At 56.5% G+C, this 16,910-nt stretch carries 11 protein-coding genes and 2 tRNA genes; 5 read left to right on the forward strand and 8 right to left on the reverse strand.

Annotated features, from left to right (window positions below):
• Positions 1–24: 24 nt before the first annotated feature.
• Positions 25–942 (reverse strand): transcriptional regulator GcvA, encoded by a 918-nt coding sequence (locus GS12_RS10760; protein WP_034916664.1) that lies wholly within the window; start codon positions 940–942, stop codon positions 25–27.
• Positions 943–1,282: 340 nt separating this feature from the next.
• Positions 1,283–1,507, reverse strand: coding sequence for a YgdI/YgdR family lipoprotein (locus tag GS12_RS10765; protein ID WP_034916665.1), 225 nt, complete (start codon positions 1,505–1,507; stop codon positions 1,283–1,285).
• 219 nt (positions 1,508–1,726) lie between these two features.
• Between GS12_RS10765 and csdA the strand changes: the two genes are divergently transcribed.
• A complete protein-coding gene (gene csdA / locus GS12_RS10770) occupies positions 1,727–2,935 on the forward strand; it encodes a cysteine desulfurase CsdA (RefSeq protein ID WP_034946763.1) in 1,209 nt (402 codons plus the stop codon).
• Positions 2,935–3,375, forward strand: coding sequence for a cysteine desulfurase sulfur acceptor subunit CsdE (csdE, locus tag GS12_RS10775; RefSeq protein ID WP_034946837.1), 441 nt, complete (start codon positions 2,935–2,937; stop codon positions 3,373–3,375). The genes csdA and csdE overlap by 1 nt, the downstream gene beginning before the upstream one ends.
• Here the strand turns inward: csdE and tcdA are convergent.
• Together tcdA and mltA are read right to left on the reverse strand one after the other, a co-directional pair.
• On the reverse strand, positions 3,370–4,170 hold the full coding sequence (gene tcdA / locus GS12_RS10780; protein WP_034946766.1) for a tRNA cyclic N6-threonylcarbamoyladenosine(37) synthase TcdA: 801 nt from the start codon (positions 4,168–4,170) through the stop codon (positions 3,370–3,372). The genes csdE and tcdA overlap by 6 nt on opposite strands.
• A gap of 46 nt (positions 4,171–4,216) precedes the next feature.
• Positions 4,217–5,350, reverse strand: a complete 1,134-nt coding sequence (gene mltA, locus GS12_RS10785) for a murein transglycosylase A (protein WP_034946767.1) — start codon at positions 5,348–5,350, stop codon at positions 4,217–4,219.
• A gap of 205 nt (positions 5,351–5,555) precedes the next feature.
• On the opposite strand from mltA, the gene GS12_RS10790 reads away from it, so the two are divergent.
• Together GS12_RS10790 and GS12_RS10795 are read left to right on the forward strand one after the other, a co-directional pair.
• Positions 5,556–5,632, forward strand: a tRNA-Met gene (locus GS12_RS10790).
• 66 nt (positions 5,633–5,698) lie between these two features.
• Positions 5,699–5,775: transfer RNA gene (locus GS12_RS10795), tRNA-Met, on the forward strand.
• A 73-nt stretch (positions 5,776–5,848) separates the two neighbouring features.
• Here GS12_RS10795 and amiC read toward each other — a convergent pair.
• Positions 5,849–7,099 (reverse strand): N-acetylmuramoyl-L-alanine amidase AmiC, encoded by a 1,251-nt coding sequence (amiC, locus tag GS12_RS10800; protein WP_034946769.1) that lies wholly within the window; start codon positions 7,097–7,099, stop codon positions 5,849–5,851.
• Between the two features lie 220 nt (positions 7,100–7,319).
• Between amiC and argA the strand changes: the two genes are divergently transcribed.
• The gene (gene argA / locus GS12_RS10805) at positions 7,320–8,663 is read left to right on the forward strand and encodes an amino-acid N-acetyltransferase (RefSeq protein WP_034916674.1); all 1,344 of its coding nucleotides are present in this window, start codon (positions 7,320–7,322) and stop codon (positions 8,661–8,663) included.
• Here the strand turns inward: argA and recD are convergent.
• Genes recD through ptrA form a run of 3 tightly spaced genes read right to left on the reverse strand, consistent with a single transcriptional unit; the run spans position 8,640 to position 16,896 of the window.
• Positions 8,640–10,499: an exodeoxyribonuclease V subunit alpha gene (recD, locus tag GS12_RS10810; protein WP_034946771.1), complete on the reverse strand. Its 1,860-nt coding sequence runs from the start codon at positions 10,497–10,499 to the stop codon at positions 8,640–8,642. The genes argA and recD overlap by 24 nt on opposite strands.
• Positions 10,496–14,011: an exodeoxyribonuclease V subunit beta gene (gene recB, locus GS12_RS10815; protein ID WP_034946774.1), complete on the reverse strand. Its 3,516-nt coding sequence runs from the start codon at positions 14,009–14,011 to the stop codon at positions 10,496–10,498. The genes recD and recB overlap by 4 nt, the downstream gene beginning before the upstream one ends.
• The gene (gene ptrA / locus GS12_RS10820; RefSeq protein ID WP_034946777.1) at positions 14,008–16,896 is read right to left on the reverse strand and encodes a pitrilysin; all 2,889 of its coding nucleotides are present in this window, start codon (positions 16,894–16,896) and stop codon (positions 14,008–14,010) included. The genes recB and ptrA overlap by 4 nt, the downstream gene beginning before the upstream one ends.
• Between the last annotated feature and the right edge of the window lie 14 nt (positions 16,897–16,910).

The following is a 16,910-nucleotide window of genomic DNA, read 5'->3' on the forward strand; positions in this document are numbered from 1 at the left end:
GGCCACGCGTAATAAATTCATTACTCAGCTTTCATAACGAAAGCGAAACTTTTCCTGCTCGCTGGCCGCTTTTGCCAGAATCCACTGCCGGAAGGCGGCTATTTTACCCAGTTCTGCCTGGCTGTCATGACAAACCAGATAAAAAGCATGTTTGCTGACTAAAACGTCGTTAAACGGGCAGACCAGACGCCCCGCTTCGATCTCCGTTTGCGCCATCACGTTATTGGCTAATGCAATGCCCTGACCGTGGATCGCCGCCTGCAACACCATCGCGCTGTGGCTGAAAATCGGCCCCTGCTGCACGTTAATATGCGCCACGCCCAGCTGGCGGGTATAGGACTGCCAGTCGCGCCGTGACGCGTCATGCAACAGCGTGTGGTTAGCCAGATCTGCCGGCGTTTTTAGTGGGCGATCGCCGGTCAGCAGCAGCGGCGAGCAGACGGGCAAGAGATACTCGGCATAGAGTTTTTCCACCCGAAGGCCAGGCCAGTTGCCGCGCCCGTAAAAAATCGCCACATCGACATCGTCGGCCAGTTTCTCTTCATCGCGGTCAACGGCCTGAATGCGTACGTCGATCCCCGGATAAGCTGTATTAAAGCTGGAAAGGCGAGGCACCAGCCACTGGATCGCAAAGCTCGGCAGCAGGCTGACGGTCAGCGCGCCCTTGGCGCTGCGTGCCTGAAGCCTGCGCGTGGCGTCATTGAGCGCGGTAAAAATGTCTTTGATATCGAGAGAGTAACTTTGCCCCTCTTCCGTGAGCAGCAGTGAACGATTACGGCGTCGGAACAGCTTCAGGCCAAGGAAATCTTCCAGAGATTTAATCTGATGACTGACCGCGGCCTGGGTCACGAACAGCTCCTCAGCGGCTTTGGTAAAGCTGAGATGACGCGCGGCAGCATCGAAAACGCGTAGCGCATTGAGTGGAGGAAGACGTTTGGACATGTTTACCGGATACGTGAGTCAGCGAGTCAGACGCAAGGCGCCTTGTGGCACATTACGTATTAGTTTTTTTTATCCGAAGCATTATAAATTGTCCGTTGAGGATGCGCCAGCAAATACCTATAGTTGCCGCACTTCCAGAGCCGGAACGAAAAACGGTTTAAAGTTTGAGTTGTTACGCAGATTTTAGCGGTTTTTGGCTTGTGGTCGTGATGTTGTGTTTGCAATTGATCTGACGATTTTCAGATCCGGTAGCGTCGCTACCTTTTAACGTAAGATTTACCTGTCTGTCCAAAACGATTTAACAGCACCGCAAATTGCGGTGCTTTTTTTTATCTGGAACTTACTGGCCCATCTCTACCATCTCTTTAACATCAGAGCGGTTAATTTGCTGTTTGTTACCATTGGCATCCTTATAGCTAATCATACCGGTATCATCATCAACGACAGGTTTGCCGTCGGCAACGATAGTGCGACCATCATTGGTATGCATAACATAGTTGCTGGAACACGCAGCCAGGGTAAAGGTCATGGCGCAGGCGGCCATAATAGCAGCTAATTTTTTCATCTTTATATCTCCTTGCAGATAGAAGTGCGATAAACCACCCTAAGAGCGTAGCCTGAAAGTAAAACACAGCCAGCCGGAAGGTCTCTTATTTGCGGGTAATAGTCTAAACCTTGCATAATCCAGCATAACGCGCTTTGGCAACATTGCCAGAAAATGGCCTTTAATTCAGTCTGGTCCTGAACAATACCGCACTTATTCATTAATGATGCAGAGAAGAAAATGACTCTATTTAACGTCACCGACTTTCGTCAGCAGTTCCCCGCGCTGAACGATGCAGGCGTTTACCTCGACAGCGCCGCCACCACGCTGAAGCCGCTGGCGGTGATTGACGCAACGCGCCAGTTTTATAGTCTCAGCGCCGGCACGGTGCACCGCAGTCAGTTCGCTGAAGCACAGGCGCTGACAGAACGCTACGAGCACGCCAGAAGCCAGGTCGCTGGTCTGTTGAACGCGCCTGACGCAAAAAATATTGTCTGGACTAAAGGCACCACCGAAGCCATCAATCTGGTGGCGCAGGGCTACTTTCGTCCCCGCTTACGGCCGGGCGACGAGATTGTGGTCAGCGAGGCCGAGCACCACGCAAACCTGGTGCCATGGCTGATGGTCGCGGCGCAGACCGGCGCGAAGGTAATAAAGTGGCCGCTTGGCGACGATCGCCTTCCTGCTATCAACCAGCTCCCGGCGCTGCTCTCAGTGCGAACAAAAGTGCTGGCGCTGGGGCAGATGTCGAACGTTACCGGCGGTTGTCCGGATATTGCACGCGCCATTTCGCTGGCGCATCAGGCTGGCGCAAAGGTGATGATCGACGGCGCGCAGGGCGTGGTTCACGCGCCGCCGGATGTGACGGCGCTGGATATCGACTTCTACGCTTTTTCCGCCCACAAGCTCTATGGCCCGATGGGAACTGGCGTGCTGTATGGCAAAACGGCGCTGCTGGAAGAGATGCAGCCCTGGCAGGGCGGCGGCAAGATGCTAAGCGTCGTGAGCTTTGACGGCTTTACGCCGCAGCCGGTTCCATGGCGCTTTGAAGCGGGCACGCCAAACGTGGCGGGCGTAATCGGCCTGAGCGCCGCGCTCTCCTGGCTTGAAACGTGCGATATGACGGCGGCAGAGAACTGGAGCCGCGAACTGACCGACCGGGCAGAAGAACGCCTCGCCGCCCTGCCTGGTTTCCGCAGCTTTCGCACCAGCGGCGCCAGCCTGCTCTCCTTCGATATTAAAGGTCTGCATCACAGCGATGTGGTCACGCTACTGGCGGAAAGCGGCATTTGTTTGCGTGCGGGGCAGCACTGTGCGCAGCCGCTGATCCAGGCGCTGGGCGTCAGCGGCACGCTACGCGCCTCTTTTGCCCCATATAATACGCATGCGGACGTCGAGGCGCTGGTTAGCGGCCTGGCCACCGCCGTTGATCTTCTGGGAGAGTCATGATGAGTAACGAACTGCTCGCTCCGCATCCTTTTGGCGATCTGATTACCATCGATAGCCTGAAGCTGGAATTTTCTGCCTTTACGCAATGGGAAGAGCGCTATCGTCAGCTTATTCTGTTGGGTAAGCAATTACCGCCGCTGCCGGAAGCGCTGAAGGTGGCTGAGATTGAGCTAAGCGGCTGTGAAAATCGCGTCTGGCTGGGGCATCAGTCGCTGGCGGACGGCAGGCTGCATTTCTATGGCGACAGCGAAGGCCGTATCGTTCGCGGGCTGCTGGCGGTGCTGCTCACCGCCATAGAGGGCCAGCACGCGGAAACATTGAAGCACAACGATCCGCTGGCGTTGTTTGAAGCGCTGGGATTACGCAATCAGCTCAGCGCTTCGCGCAGCGCCGGACTGAACGCGCTGGCCGCCGCCGTTACCCGCGCAGCGAATTCATGATCGCGCGGCTTTCGCCAGCATTTTTTTCAGGACGTGAGAAACGGCGACAAAACCAAAAGTTGCCGTCACCATCGTCGCCGCACCGAAGCCAGAGGCGCAGTCCATTCTCTTGGGCCCTTCCGCCGTGCTGCGCGACGCGCACACCGAACCGTCCGGCTGCGGGTAAACCAGCGCTTCGGTAGAGAACACGCAGTCGATACCCAGCTTGCCTTTACTATTCTTCACGATGGCAAAATCGTGCTTCAACCGCTCGCGCAGTTTTGCCGCCAGCGGGTCCTGAATGGTTTTCGCCAGGTCAGCAACCGTGATCTGCGTTGGATCGATCTGCCCGCCCGCGCCGCCGGTGGTCACCAGCGGGATCTTATTGCGTCGGCACCAGGCCAGCAGCGCCGCCTTTGGCCGCATGCTATCAATCGCGTCGATCACCCAGGTGAAATCTTTCGTGATCAGCCCGGCCACATTATCAGCGGTGATAAAATCATCGACGCAGGTCACGCGACATTCGGGATTGATTGCCAGAATCCGCGCCGCCATGATCTCCGTTTTCGCCTGTCCCACCGTCTCTTTCATGGCATGGATTTGGCGGTTGGTGTTGGTGACGCAGACATCATCCATATCAATCAGCGTGATGGCGCCGATGCCGGTGCGTGCCAGCGCTTCGGCGGCCCAGGAGCCCACGCCGCCGATGCCGACAACGCAGATATGCGCATCGGCGAACAGGCGCAGCGCGTCCTGCCCGTATAGCCGCGCCGTACCGCCAAAGCGCTGAAGCCAGGCGTCAGAAAGAGAAGTCATTTTTACCTCAGAAATAGTGCGGGCCGCGCTTGCAGCCCACAAAGGGCTACTGGCTGAACGGCGAACTGTTTTGCGCGGTCGAGAACAGCGGCGTTCCGGCGCCGGGCGCGGCGTTCAGCACCCAAACGCGGCCATAGTGGTTAAACCAGCCGGCCATATGCCCGGCCTGATCGCCGATGCCCTGATAAATATCGAAGTGCTGTCCTTTAATGGCGCCGCCCACGTCGAGAGACACCATCATGCGCATCTCATATTTTCCGGTAAATTTACCGTTGTTGTCCAGCAGCGGAACTTCCGCCAGCAGCGCCGTACCCGGCGGGATCAGCGCGCGATCGGATGCAACAGAAGCTTTGGCGATCAGCGGAACGGCGCTGGCGCCGCGCACCGGCGCGAAATCCTCTGGCTTGAAGAAAACAAAGGACGGATTCTGTTCCAGCAGTTCGCGCACTTCGGCCGGGCTGTGCTCCTCGCCCCATTTGCGGATAGCCTGCATCGACATATCTTCCCGCTTCACTTCGCCCCGGTCGATCAATACTTTGCCGATGCTGCGATAAGCATGGCCGTTTTTGCCGCCATAGCCGAAGAACATCAGCGGACGACCATCGCCGTAGTCAACGTAGCCGCTGCCCTGCACGTCCATAATAAAGTTGTCCATCAGCGAATTGCTGTAGCCGATGACGTAACGCTCGCTCAGCGCGCCGCTGTAAATCTCTGCGCGGCTGGGCAGGCGTCCGCCACGGCTGCGCGGCGGCATACGATAAAGCGGATACTGGAACTCGCCCTGACGGGTGTAGCGTGCCTGAATAACGGGCGTGTAGTAGCCGGTAAACTGGACGTTGCCATAGTTATCAGTACCTTCCATCTGGTAAGCATTCAGACCAAACTGGCGAAGCTGTCGCGTGTCGCCGCCGGCCATCAGCCAGCTTTGCAGCGCGTTGTAGGTGCTGGTATGACGTGAATAGAGCGCGGAGGAGGCATATCGCACCTCCATCACCTGATCGACAAAATCTTTTCCGTTTACCGGTCGGCCTTTCGCATTAGGCTGGTTCACCAGGCCCAGCGGCGCTTCCAGCTTGCCGTCTTTATATTGCTGCCCACGATCGGTCGGTTTTGATGAACACCCGGCCAGCACGGCGATAACCAGCCCGGTGACCGCATACTTTGCCCAATTTCCTTTCATTCTTCTTTTTACCTTTTTACGCCATTCGCGACCGAAGATAGCAAAGCGTCTGACAGAATTAAACGTGCTCGCTGAAATGTTGTCCAAACAAGGATAACAATGCGGCAACATGCGGAGAAATTAGGCAATTAGCGCTATTTTATCCACTTTATTGCAAAAGGGGGTTGCATCAAAAACGAGGCAGCGTATAGTGCGCATCCACGGACGCGGGATGGAGCAGCCTGGTAGCTCGTCGGGCTCATAACCCGAAGGTCGTCGGTTCAAATCCGGCTCCCGCAACCAATCTCTCGTTGAGAGAAGCAGTAGAAATCGTTGTCGTGATGGAAGCGGCAACCAGTAGTAGACGGACGCGGGATGGAGCAGCCTGGTAGCTCGTCGGGCTCATAACCCGAAGGTCGTCGGTTCAAATCCGGCTCCCGCAACCACTTAAACACCTTAACGGGTGTTTTTTTGTTTCTGAATTTCCCCGATTGCCACCTCCCTGTGACAACGCTTCTGCTATTTTCGCGGCGCCAGCGGCGCGCCGTTGGCGAAATAGGCTTTAATACCTGCCAGAATGGAATCCGCCACCTGATGCTGAAAGCGCGTGGTACGCAACTTGCGCTCCTCATCCAGATTACTGATAAACGCCGTTTCCACCAGAATCGAAGGGATATCCGGCGCCTTCAGTACGGCAAAACCGGCCTGATCGACCGTTTTTTTATGCAGATGATTTACCTTGCCCAGCCTTGAGAGCACTTCCCGGCCAAATTTCAGGCTGTCGTTAATGGTCAGGCTCTGCACCATATCGAACATGGTGTGATCGAGGTAGCGATCGCCGCTGCGGCTGACGCCGCCGATCAGGTCAGATTCGTTTTGCGTCTGCGCCAGATAGCGCGCGGCGGTGCTGGTTGCGCCGCTGGTCGACAGTGCGAAAACGGACGAACCACGCGCGGCGCGGCTGGTAAAGGCGTCGGCGTGAATAGAAACAAACAGATCTGCGCGCTGCTTACGCGCTTTCGCCACCCGCACTTTTAAAGGAATAAACACGTCTTCGTTGCGCGTCATCCAGGCGCGCATATTGGGCTCTTTATCAATCAACGTTTTCAGACGGCGGGCAATTTTCAGCACGATGTCCTTTTCTCGCGTCTTGTTTTTACCCACAGCGCCAGAGTCCTCGCCACCGTGACCGGGATCGAGCATGATCACAATTGGTCTGTCCCGTCCGGCCTTGCCTGGCAGCGCCGCCTCCGCTGGCTGGCTGCTCTCCAGATCGCCCTTGTTATACTCCTCCAACAGCGCCAGCAGCGGATCGTCCTGATGATTGCTGCTGCGGTTGCTGGCCGGATAGAGATCCAGCACCAGGCGATGACGGATCCCGGCCACGGGTTCAAGCGTAAAGACTTTTGGCGTGACGTTTTGTTTCAGCTCAATCACCAGCCGTACCGTATCGCGATCGAACTGCCCGACGCGCGCGTTCTTTATATAGGGATCGTCGCTGCGCACCAGGTTGCCCACGTTCCTGAGCACATGATTAAGGTTTATGTTTTTAATATCCACCACGATCCGCTGAGGATTGCTTAATGCAAACTGCTTATAACGGAGTGATGTGCCGGATTCGAGGGTAAGTCGCGAGTAGGTCGATGAGGGCCAGATGCGTATCGCAACAATATTTTGCGCAGCCAGGCCAACTTTACTGACGCTGAGCAACAGCACAGCGCCCGCGCTCTTTAGCCATCGCCTTCTGCCCGGAGAAGATAAATCGGTCATACTGTCCCAGTCTGCTGTGGTATGTACAAAAAAAAGCCAAATGATGACAATGGTGAAAAACTTTAGCGAATCAGGCGGACGGTGTCATCAATAAACCGGCTGATAAAGAGAAACTTTACGCGCTATTGGTTGAAAACAAATAATAATTGTTACTTGCATCAAACGGATAAAAAGAATAAAAATACAGTTTTGACGAATAAAAATTCACAGAGGAGTTGACGTGAAGGAACGGAGTACCGAGCTGGTTCAGGGGTTTCGCCATACGGTTCCCTATATCAATGCCCACCGTGGTAAAACGTTTGTCATTATGCTGGGTGGCGAGGCCATTGAGCATGATAACTTTTCCGGCATCGTCAACGATATTGGCTTGCTACACAGTCTCGGCATTCGCCTGGTGGTGGTGTACGGCGCGCGTCCGCAAATTGATGCTAACCTCGCCGGACACCAGCTCGAACCGCTTTATCATAAGCATATCCGCGTGACCGATGCGCACGCCCTTGAGCTGATCAAGCAGGCGGCCGGGCGTCTCCAGTTGGATATTACCGCCCGTCTGTCGATGAGCCTGAGCAACACGCCGTTGCAGGGTGCGCATATCAACGTGGTGAGCGGCAACTTTATTATTGCGCAGCCGCTGGGCGTTGATGACGGCGTGGACTACTGCCACAGCGGCCGCATCCGTCGTATTGATGAAGAGGCGATCCACCGTCAGCTCGACAGCGGCGCCATCGTGCTGCTTGGCCCGGTGGCGGTTTCCGTTACCGGTGAAAGCTTTAACCTCACCTCCGAAGAAGTTGCCACGCAGTTGGCGATCAAGCTGAAGGCCGAAAAAATGATTGGCTTCTGCTCTGAACAAGGCGCGATCGACAGCGAAGGCAATATCGTCTCCGAACTCTTCCCCAATGAGGCGCAGCAGCGCATTGACCAGATGGAAAATGAAGGCGATTTCCTTTCGGGCACCGTGCGTTTCCTGCGCGGTGCGGTCAAAGCCTGCCGCAGCGGCGTGCGCCGCAGCCACCTGATCAGCTACCGTGAAGACGGCGCGCTGCTCCAGGAGCTGTTTTCCCGCGACGGTATCGGTACGCAAATTGTTATGGAGAGCGCTGAGCAGATCCGCCGCGCCACGATCAATGATATCGGCGGCATTCTGGAACTGATCCGTCCGCTTGAGCAGCAGGGGATTCTGGTTCGCCGCTCGCGCGAGCAGTTAGAAATGGAGATTGATAAGTTCACCATTATTGAACGCGATAACCTGACTATTGCCTGTGCGGCGCTTTATACCTTCCCGGAAGAGGAGATCGGCGAGATGGCCTGCGTGGCTGTGCATCCCGACTACCGCAGTTCGTCCAGAGGCGAAGCGCTGCTGGAACGCGTGGCGCTTCAGGCGCGTCAGATGGGGCTGAAAAAACTATTTGTGCTCACCACGCGCAGTATTCACTGGTTTCAGGAGCGCGGCTTCACGCCGGTTGATGTGGATATGCTGCCTGAAAGCAAAAAGCAGATGTACAACTATCAGCGCCGCTCCAAGGTGTTGATGGCTGATTTACGCCACGCCAGGCAGGCTTGACGCGTCGGCCAGTCGCTCCACCAGACCGCTGCGACGCCGCGTGCGTAGTTTTACCGCCTCATGGAGAACGCCGCTATCAGCATAAAGCGTCAGGCGATTTCTGGCGCGCGTGATAGCGGTATAGACCAGTTCGCGCGTCAGTATCGGCGTAAACGGGTTGGGTAAAACCAACAGCGTATGGTTAAATTCCGAGCCCTGCGATTTATGCACCGTCATGGCGAAAGCGGTGTCATAGGGCGGCAGTCGGCTGGGCTGCACCGCGCGAAGGGTGCCGTCAGATAAGGGGAAAAACACCTTCAGCACGCCCTCATCATCATTCATGGCAATGCCAACATCACCATTAAAAAGCCCCAGCGCGCTGTCGTTACGGGCGATCATTATCGGCCGTCCAACGTACCACTTGCTGCTGGCACCGGGCGGCCGCCTGATCAACCCTTTTTGCCCCAGTGAAGCCTCTATCCGCTCGTTCAGCCCTGACACGCCAAACGGCCCTTCCCTCAACGCACAAAGAAGCTGAAAGCGGCCAAAAGCATCGATGACCTCGCGCGCGCTTGCGCCGCTGGCCAGTCGCTCAAGGTAGTGACGATAACCCTCCACGCAGGCATGAAGCAGATGCTGATACTCTTCGCGGTTACGCAGCGGGAAACGTTCAAGATCGGGAAAACCGGCGGTAAAAACCTTTTCCACACGTCGCGTATCTCCGGCATTGACGGCCAGCGCCAGTTGACCAATGCCGGATGAGGCGTCAAAACGGTAGCTTTTACGCAGCAGGCAGATGCTGTCGCGCACCTGCGGCGCGGATGCATTATCCACCCCGTCAATGTCGCAGCCGGTCAGGCGTACTAACTGCGCGGCGCGCGCCAGACTGTAGCCCGATTCAGCGCAGCGACAGATGTCGCCAAGCACCGCACCCGCCTCGACGGAAGCAAGCTGATCGCGGTCGCCCAGGAAAATAACTTTTGCCTGTTGCGGCAGCGCAGCGATCAGATTCGCCATCATCGGCAGATCAACCATTGATGCCTCATCCACTACCAGCACGTCAAGATGCAGCGGGTTACCCGCGTGATAGCGCATGCGCTGGCTACCGGGCATCGCACCGAGCAGGCGATGCAGCGTGGTGGCCTCTGCGGGAAAGCGCTGTTTTTCTTCTTCACTTATTGCCAGTTGCGCAAGCGCCTTGCCCAGCGACTCGGTCAAACGCGCGGCGGCCTTGCCGGTCGGCGCCGCAAGCCGTACGCGCAGCGTGCCGCCCGACAGTTCCAACAGCGTCGCCAGCAAGCGGGCGACAGTGGTGGTCTTACCGGTGCCCGGCCCACCTGAAATCACCGACACCTGGCGGGTAAGGGCCACTGCGGCGGCAATCTTCTGCCAGTCATCGGGTTGCTGGCCGAAGTGACGATCGAGCGCCGTGCGCAGGCGCGTTTCGTCAAAGATGTCCTGCGGCGTCTGACGCAGAATAAAGCGCGCGACATGGCCTTCGGCTTGCCACATACGATGCAGATAGAGACGTTGCTGATGCAGTACCAGCGGCGTTGCCGTGCTGCCGTCTCCCACCGCCGCCTCCGAGGCCAGCAGCGTCTGCCAGTCGGGTGTGTCAGCTGCCTGCCAAAGCTGCCGGGCCAGTTCCGGATGACGCCCCTCAAACAGCGCCTCCTCGGTAAACGACGCCAGCGGCAGGCAGACATGCCCCTCTCCCGCCTCAGCGCTGACACAGGCCGCCGCCAGCATCAGCGCTGGCTGCGCCTCGCTGGCCACCATCTGCGCAAACTGCACGTCCAGCGAGCGCAGCAGTTTCTGCCGGCAGGCCTCCAGCAGCAGTTGGACGATATTACTCATGACGGTTTCTCTCCGGCGAACAGCGCGTCCAGCGCAGCAATAAATTCCGCGTCAGGCCGTGTGCGAAACAACCCGCTATCGTCGGATGCGCCATCAACGCCGCGCAAGAAAAGATAGATAACGCCGCCAAAATGTTGCTCATAATCATAATCAGCCAGCCGGTGCCGCAGGTAACGATGCAGCGCCAGTGTATAGAGTTGATACTGCAAATCGTAACGGTGTGCCTGCATGGCCAGCGCCATCGCCTGCGGCGTATAGGCTTCGCCTGAGTCACCCAGCCAGTTGGACTTGTAGTCCAGCAGGTAGTACTTACCCTGCCAGACAAAAACCAGATCGATAAAGCCTTTCAGCATACCCTGTACCTGCTGAAAGTTGAGCGGCGGGCAGCCGGCGGAGAGCGGATCGTAATGACGCATCAGGCGATCGAGGCGATCGGCGCGCAGCATCTGCTGCACCGGCAGCCAGAACTGTAATTCAACCTGTCGTTTATCAGGTGCCAGCTGGCTCAGGCTGACGCCGGTATCATTGAGCGGCGTATGCAAAACGCGAGTCAGCCACTGCTGCATAACCGGCAGCCAGGCTTCATCGTGGCCCTGCCCGGCCAGACGCGCCGCCATCCACGCTTCATCCGGCGGTTGAGTGAAATCGATATTTTCAAACAGCCCGTGCAAAAATGTGCCCGGCGCGGCACCGCGCGGAAAGGTGTGCGGCGTCCGCTGCGACGCCGTCTGCGGGCTCGCCTCACCCGCGGCATCAACGTCCAGCCTGGGCAGCAGTTCAAATGTTACCGGGTGACCGTGCTGCTGCAACCCGGAGTAGCTGGTTACCCGCCAGTCATCATTTAGCTGACGGGCAATACGCAGGCTACGCAGTTCACCGGGCGCATCCTGCTGTGGCTGCCAGGGGATTTCGGACGGAACCTCTGCGTTCACAATCTCAATCGCATCGCTTTGTAATTCGGCAAGCCGCGTGCGCAGCATCGCAGCATCGCCTTCTTCCCCTTTTTGCAGCAAAAAACCAATGGCGCTGCGGTGAACGTCGCTGGTGCCCTCCTTTTTACGGCTGCCCTTTACCAGCGGCGCGATGCCCACGCTACAGTGCCAGACCGAACGGGTCAGAGCGACGTAAAGTAAACGCAGGTCTTCTGCCAGCCGCTCCTCTTCCGCCAGCTCGATGCTCTCGGCGTCTTCGCGCAGATCCAGCAGCGCCTGCCACGTCTGACGATCGTGATACACTCCGGCGCGCGCTTCGCGATAGTTGGCGGCAAACGGTAGCCACACGAGCGGATACTCCAGTCCTTTCGATTTATGAACGGTGACGATCTGCACCAGATGGCGATCGCTCTCCAGCCGCAGCTGCTGGCTGGCAGACTGCCCGTTTGGCCGGGCGATCTCCTGCGCCAGCCAGCGCACCAGCGCATGCGGGCTGTCCAACTGCGCGGAGGCTTCCTGTAACAGCTCGCCCAGATGCAGCAGATCGGTCAATCTGCGCTCGCCGCTTTCGGAGACCAGCAGGTTTTCGGCGATCTGCCGGTTTGTCATCATTTCACGCAGCATCGGCAGGACGCCGCGCGTCAGCCAGCGCTGACGGTAGCGATCGAACTCATCCACCAGCGCATCCCAGGCGCGCTCGTCCTGGCTCAACGCATCCAGCACAGGCGCGTCCAGCCCGAAAATACTGGTAGCTAACGCGCTGCGCAACATACGCTCCTGCTCCGGCGCCAGCACGGCCTGAAGCAGCCACAGCATTTCACGCGCTTCCGGCGTGGTGAACACGCTGTCGCGATTGGAAAGGTATACGGAAGGAATATTTAAACCGTTAAGCGCTTCACGTACGATAGCCGCTTCGCTGCGGCTTCGTACCAGTACGGTGATATCTGACGCCGCCACCGGACGCTGGTCTTCGCCGTGGCCAATCAGCGCAAGTCCCTGCTGTCCGGCCGCCAGCCAGCGACAGATATCCGCCGCGCAATGGCGAGCCATAAACTGTTGGTAATCGCTTACTCCAACCCCATCGCCGGGCTGTAGCCACAGCCGTAATGCAGGCTGGACTTCTCCCTCAACCGTAAAGCTGAGCGCGCTATTTTTGGCAGCGGGCTTCACTGTTAGAAAAGGAATGTCGCTGAAGAGAAACGGATTATTTAACTGTGAGAAGAGCCGGTTCACGCTGTTGACCATGGCAGGTGAAGAGCGCCAGTTTGTATCAAGCGTATAGTGAGCGCTGACTTCGTTTCGCGCTTTCATATAGGTGAAGATATCCGCACCGCGAAAAGCATAAATCGCCTGCTTTGGATCGCCAATTAATAGCAGCGTCCCCTGCTGCTGACCATAAAGACGGTGGAAAATACGGTACTGCTGCGGATCGGTATCCTGGAACTCATCAATCAGCGCTACCGGATAGCGGTTATAAATAGCCTGCGCCAGTGCTTCACCCGACGGCTGTTGAAGCGCGCTGTCGAGTCGTCCCAGTAAATCGTCAAATCCCAGTTGCGCATGCAGCCGCTTCTCTTTTTGCGTGGCAAAGCGGATTTCACTGAGCGCGCGGGCAATCACCAACTCGCGAAGCGAAAGCGGTTCGGCAAGGAAGCGATCAATTTCGTCAAAAAGTGGATGGCGTGGCGCTTCGCCTTTTTTCGTCTTATCAAAAAGAATACGCTGCCCAAACCGCTCAAGATCTTTCGGAATGGCGTAGTCTTCGGTAGGTTCAGCCGCCCACAAAGTAATTTTTTCCAGCCAATTTGGTAAGTGCTTACTACTGTAACTACGCTTGTCCACGCCAGACTGTGCAATAAGATCATGCAAACTGCCTGCCGCCAGCCAGGCCGATTTCATTGCTTCAATTCTGGCGATGATTTTTTCATGACGGTCAGTAAGGGTTTCCTGCACATCAGCCGGATATTTGAAAGCGGGTGCTTCGCCGTTCAGCCAGGGATATAACGTGGCCAGCAGCTGTTCCGGCCCCTGCCAGAGCTGCGTCATCACTTTCGCTATGGGCAGCGGTAAAGGGTAGCAGTTGCGTCGCCAGAAGTCGGCCGTGGCCTGGCGACGCAAAGGATATTCGTCTTCAATGAGCTGTTGCTCAAACAGCATGCCAGACTCAAACGCATTAAGATTTAGCATGCGCTGACAGAAGCTGTGAATGGTGAAGATACCCGCATCATCCATCTGCCGCTCAGCAGCAAGCAACGCGGCAGCAGCCTGAGCAGGATCGGCGATCTGTGCCATCAGCGCCGCCAGCATGGCATCCGACGTGTAGCCACGCAGGCAGGCAATACGTAACTGGTGAATATTGGCGCGAATACGGCCCCGCAGCTCGGCCGTTGCCGCCTCGGTAAAGGTCACAACCAGGATCTCTTCAACCGAAAGCGGCCTGCTTCTGCCCAGCCCTAGCAGCAGGCGCAGATAGAGCAGCCCGATAGTAAACGTTTTGCCCGTTCCCGCCGAGGCTTCAATGAGCCTTACGCCATCCAGCGGCAGCGTAAGGGGGTCAAGACGTTGGGCTTCTGGCTTCATGGCTTATCGCTTTTAACCGGAAACGACTGTTGCAGCGTTGAGACCTCCTGCCAGGTAGTGAAGCCGGAAGGTTTTGCATAGTCCGCGCTGCCGTGGCGATCGCCGGAAACCTGTGAAAGCAGGGTCAACCCCTGCGGTTCGATTACTGCCCTATGGAAGAAATCCGCCAGCGAGGTCGGCGTCAGCGCCGCAATACGCTCAATAACTTTCTCCCGCGTATCAAACTGATAGTTGCCGCGGTCAAAATCTTTACTGAAGCGCCCCGCCTCCTCATCCAGCGTCTGCGGTCGCTGTTTCAGTTCGTTAATCATGGCTTTCTGATACTGGGCAAAATCCTCGTTGCTCAATGCGCGCAGTCGTTTTTCAGCCGTGGGATAAAACGCCTGAAAGCGCGAAAGCAGGTAAGCGGGTTGCTTCGTGTTGCTTTGCAGCAGGAAGCCGATACCCCACTGGCGACCAATCGGCATCTGGAAAGAGAAAACCGCATAACCCAGTTGTTCTTCCGTACGAAGCTGATTATAGAACCAGGGCTGAACGATCTGGCTGAGCATCGAACTGCTGGCGATACTGTCATACTCGTTAATACCGAGCGGAACATACAGCGCCGCCAGCGCGGAGTCAGTGCTGCTGCCTTTGCGCTGAAGGTTTGCGGACGTTTTCTTATCTATCGCCAGATACTGACTGTGCCACCACTCTTGACCCGCGCACGCCAGTTGTGTTTTAAGCTCTGTTCCCAGGGTTTTAACGCTTTCGGCGCTCATATTACCGATGACCACCAGTTCAGGCGTGGCATTCTCAAGCAGCATTTTGCGATAGGTTTTAAGGTCGTCAAGCGTGACCTGTGGCACTAGCTTTCGCCGCTCGTTGCGCTGCGTGTAGGGGATCTGCGACAGCATTTGCGCGGGCTGGATCGCCAGCTCATAGGCTTTGCCTTTATCAGCCGCGTCCAGTCTTTCAAGATACCAGGACTTCGCCTGTTCAAGCTGCTGCGCGTCGGGCTGGAAGGTGGCATAGCGCGACAGCAGCGTTTTCATCAAATCAGGCAGGCGCTGCGTGAAACCGCTGGCGTTGAATGAGGCGCCGCCGTTTTCGCTGGTTGAGAAGCTGATGCCGCCAACTGAGGCCTGAGAGTTCAGCTCGTCCAGCGCAAGCCCGGCAAGATAATCATTGAGCGCAAACAGCACCTGATTTTTTGCCGTACCGACAGCGGCCTTGTTACGCAGGGTCAGCGTAATATTCGCTTTGGGATCGTCGGCGTGGAACTGGCTTGGCATATAAAACACTCTCAGCCCCGGCTGGTTTACTAACTCTTCAGGATGGGCATACTTTTTACCGGGTTTAATCAGCGTGAAATCATCAGGGATATAGGGATTCAGCACCGGCAGCGAAAGCGCAATTTTGGCGCTGGCGGCCTGCCAGTCGGAAAACTGCTTCGCGCTGATTTTGTCGACCTGATAAGGCGCATTAACAAAATAGGCCGTTTTGTTATGTGGCTCATTCGGGCTGATATACCAGATGCGCGCTGACTGCGGCGTCATACCGTCAAGTCGTGCCTGAATAGCTTGCGGATCGTAGCGATCGGCGCGATATGGCGCATCAAGCGTATCGGCAACCGGAACACGTAGCATCATGTCGGCGAGCCACTCAATATAGTCCATGTCGCGGGTAATAGAGGGATAGCGGAAATCCAGCGCCAGTACGTTAGCCACTTCGTCGAAATAGCGTTTATCGATACCGTCGCTCCGCAGCTTATTCAGATAGCTGAAAATGGCAGCGATAATCCGATCGCGTTCGGCAAGCCCTTTGTCGGTAAGCGAAACGGAAATAGAAAAGACGCCGCCGTTGCGGTCAACGACCGGATCGGCGCCCGCATCGATTGAATCCGCCAGGCCATTGCTTTGCAGCCAGTCGGACAAGGTGTTTTTGCTTCGGTTGCCAATCAGGTAGGCAATGAGCGTATCGGTTTTACTACGGAATTTGTCACTGTTGTTTTCAATACGAAACTCCACTTTAAGCTGCTTGCGCGGCTGGGCGGGCACATAATGAATAATGATGCCTTTTTGCTTATCGGTAACCACTGGCACGGAAATATCAGGCACCGTGGCATCGTGATTTTCAACACGCCCAAACGTCGATGTGGCAATCTTTTGCAGTTCATCCATTGGTTTGCTGCTGTAGATAACCGCTTTCATCAGGTTGGCGGAGTAGTAGCGCTGATAAAAAGCCGTCAGGGCGTCATGCAGCTTACCGTCCGGTTTATCCTTCAGCGTCTCCAGATTACCACCGGAAAATAGCGATGAAGGATGTGCCGGGTTCAGCGTTTCTGCGCCGACCTGCGCCATACGCAGCCCGTCACGTGAGCGTGCCATGGTCAGTTCCGCATTGACCGCATGACGTTCGCGATCCGCATTAACCGGATCGAGCAGGGGCTCAGCGATGGCATCAGCCAGCCGGTCAACCGCAGGCTGGAGGGCATCATTTTCCACTTCGAGATAAAAGGCAGTGCGGTAAGAGGCGGTGCTGGCGTTATGACTGCCGCCGTGCTTTTTCAGGAACTCAGCGAGGTTATCCGGTTCAGGATAGCGTTTCGAACCCATCAGCACCATATGTTCAAGATAGTGGGCCAGCCCCTGCTGATTGCGCGGATTCTCCAACGAGCCAACAGGAATAGCCAGCGCGGAGAGCGATTTGGTCGCCTGCGGGTCGGATACCAACAGCACCGTCATGCCGTTGTCTAGGCGAATTGCCTGATACTGACGCGGATCTTTCTCACTTTTGCCGATTGTATCAGGAGTCGGCTGCCACCCTGACTGTGCCTGAGTGGGCGAACACCAAAAAGCAAAAAGCAGAACAAAACTGCTTAACCACACTGCATTGCGAAACATCGAAACTCCTTGAA

It is taken from the genome of Erwinia oleae, from assembly GCF_000770305.1.
In the GTDB taxonomy this organism is placed as follows: domain Bacteria; phylum Pseudomonadota; class Gammaproteobacteria; order Enterobacterales; family Enterobacteriaceae; genus Erwinia; species Erwinia oleae.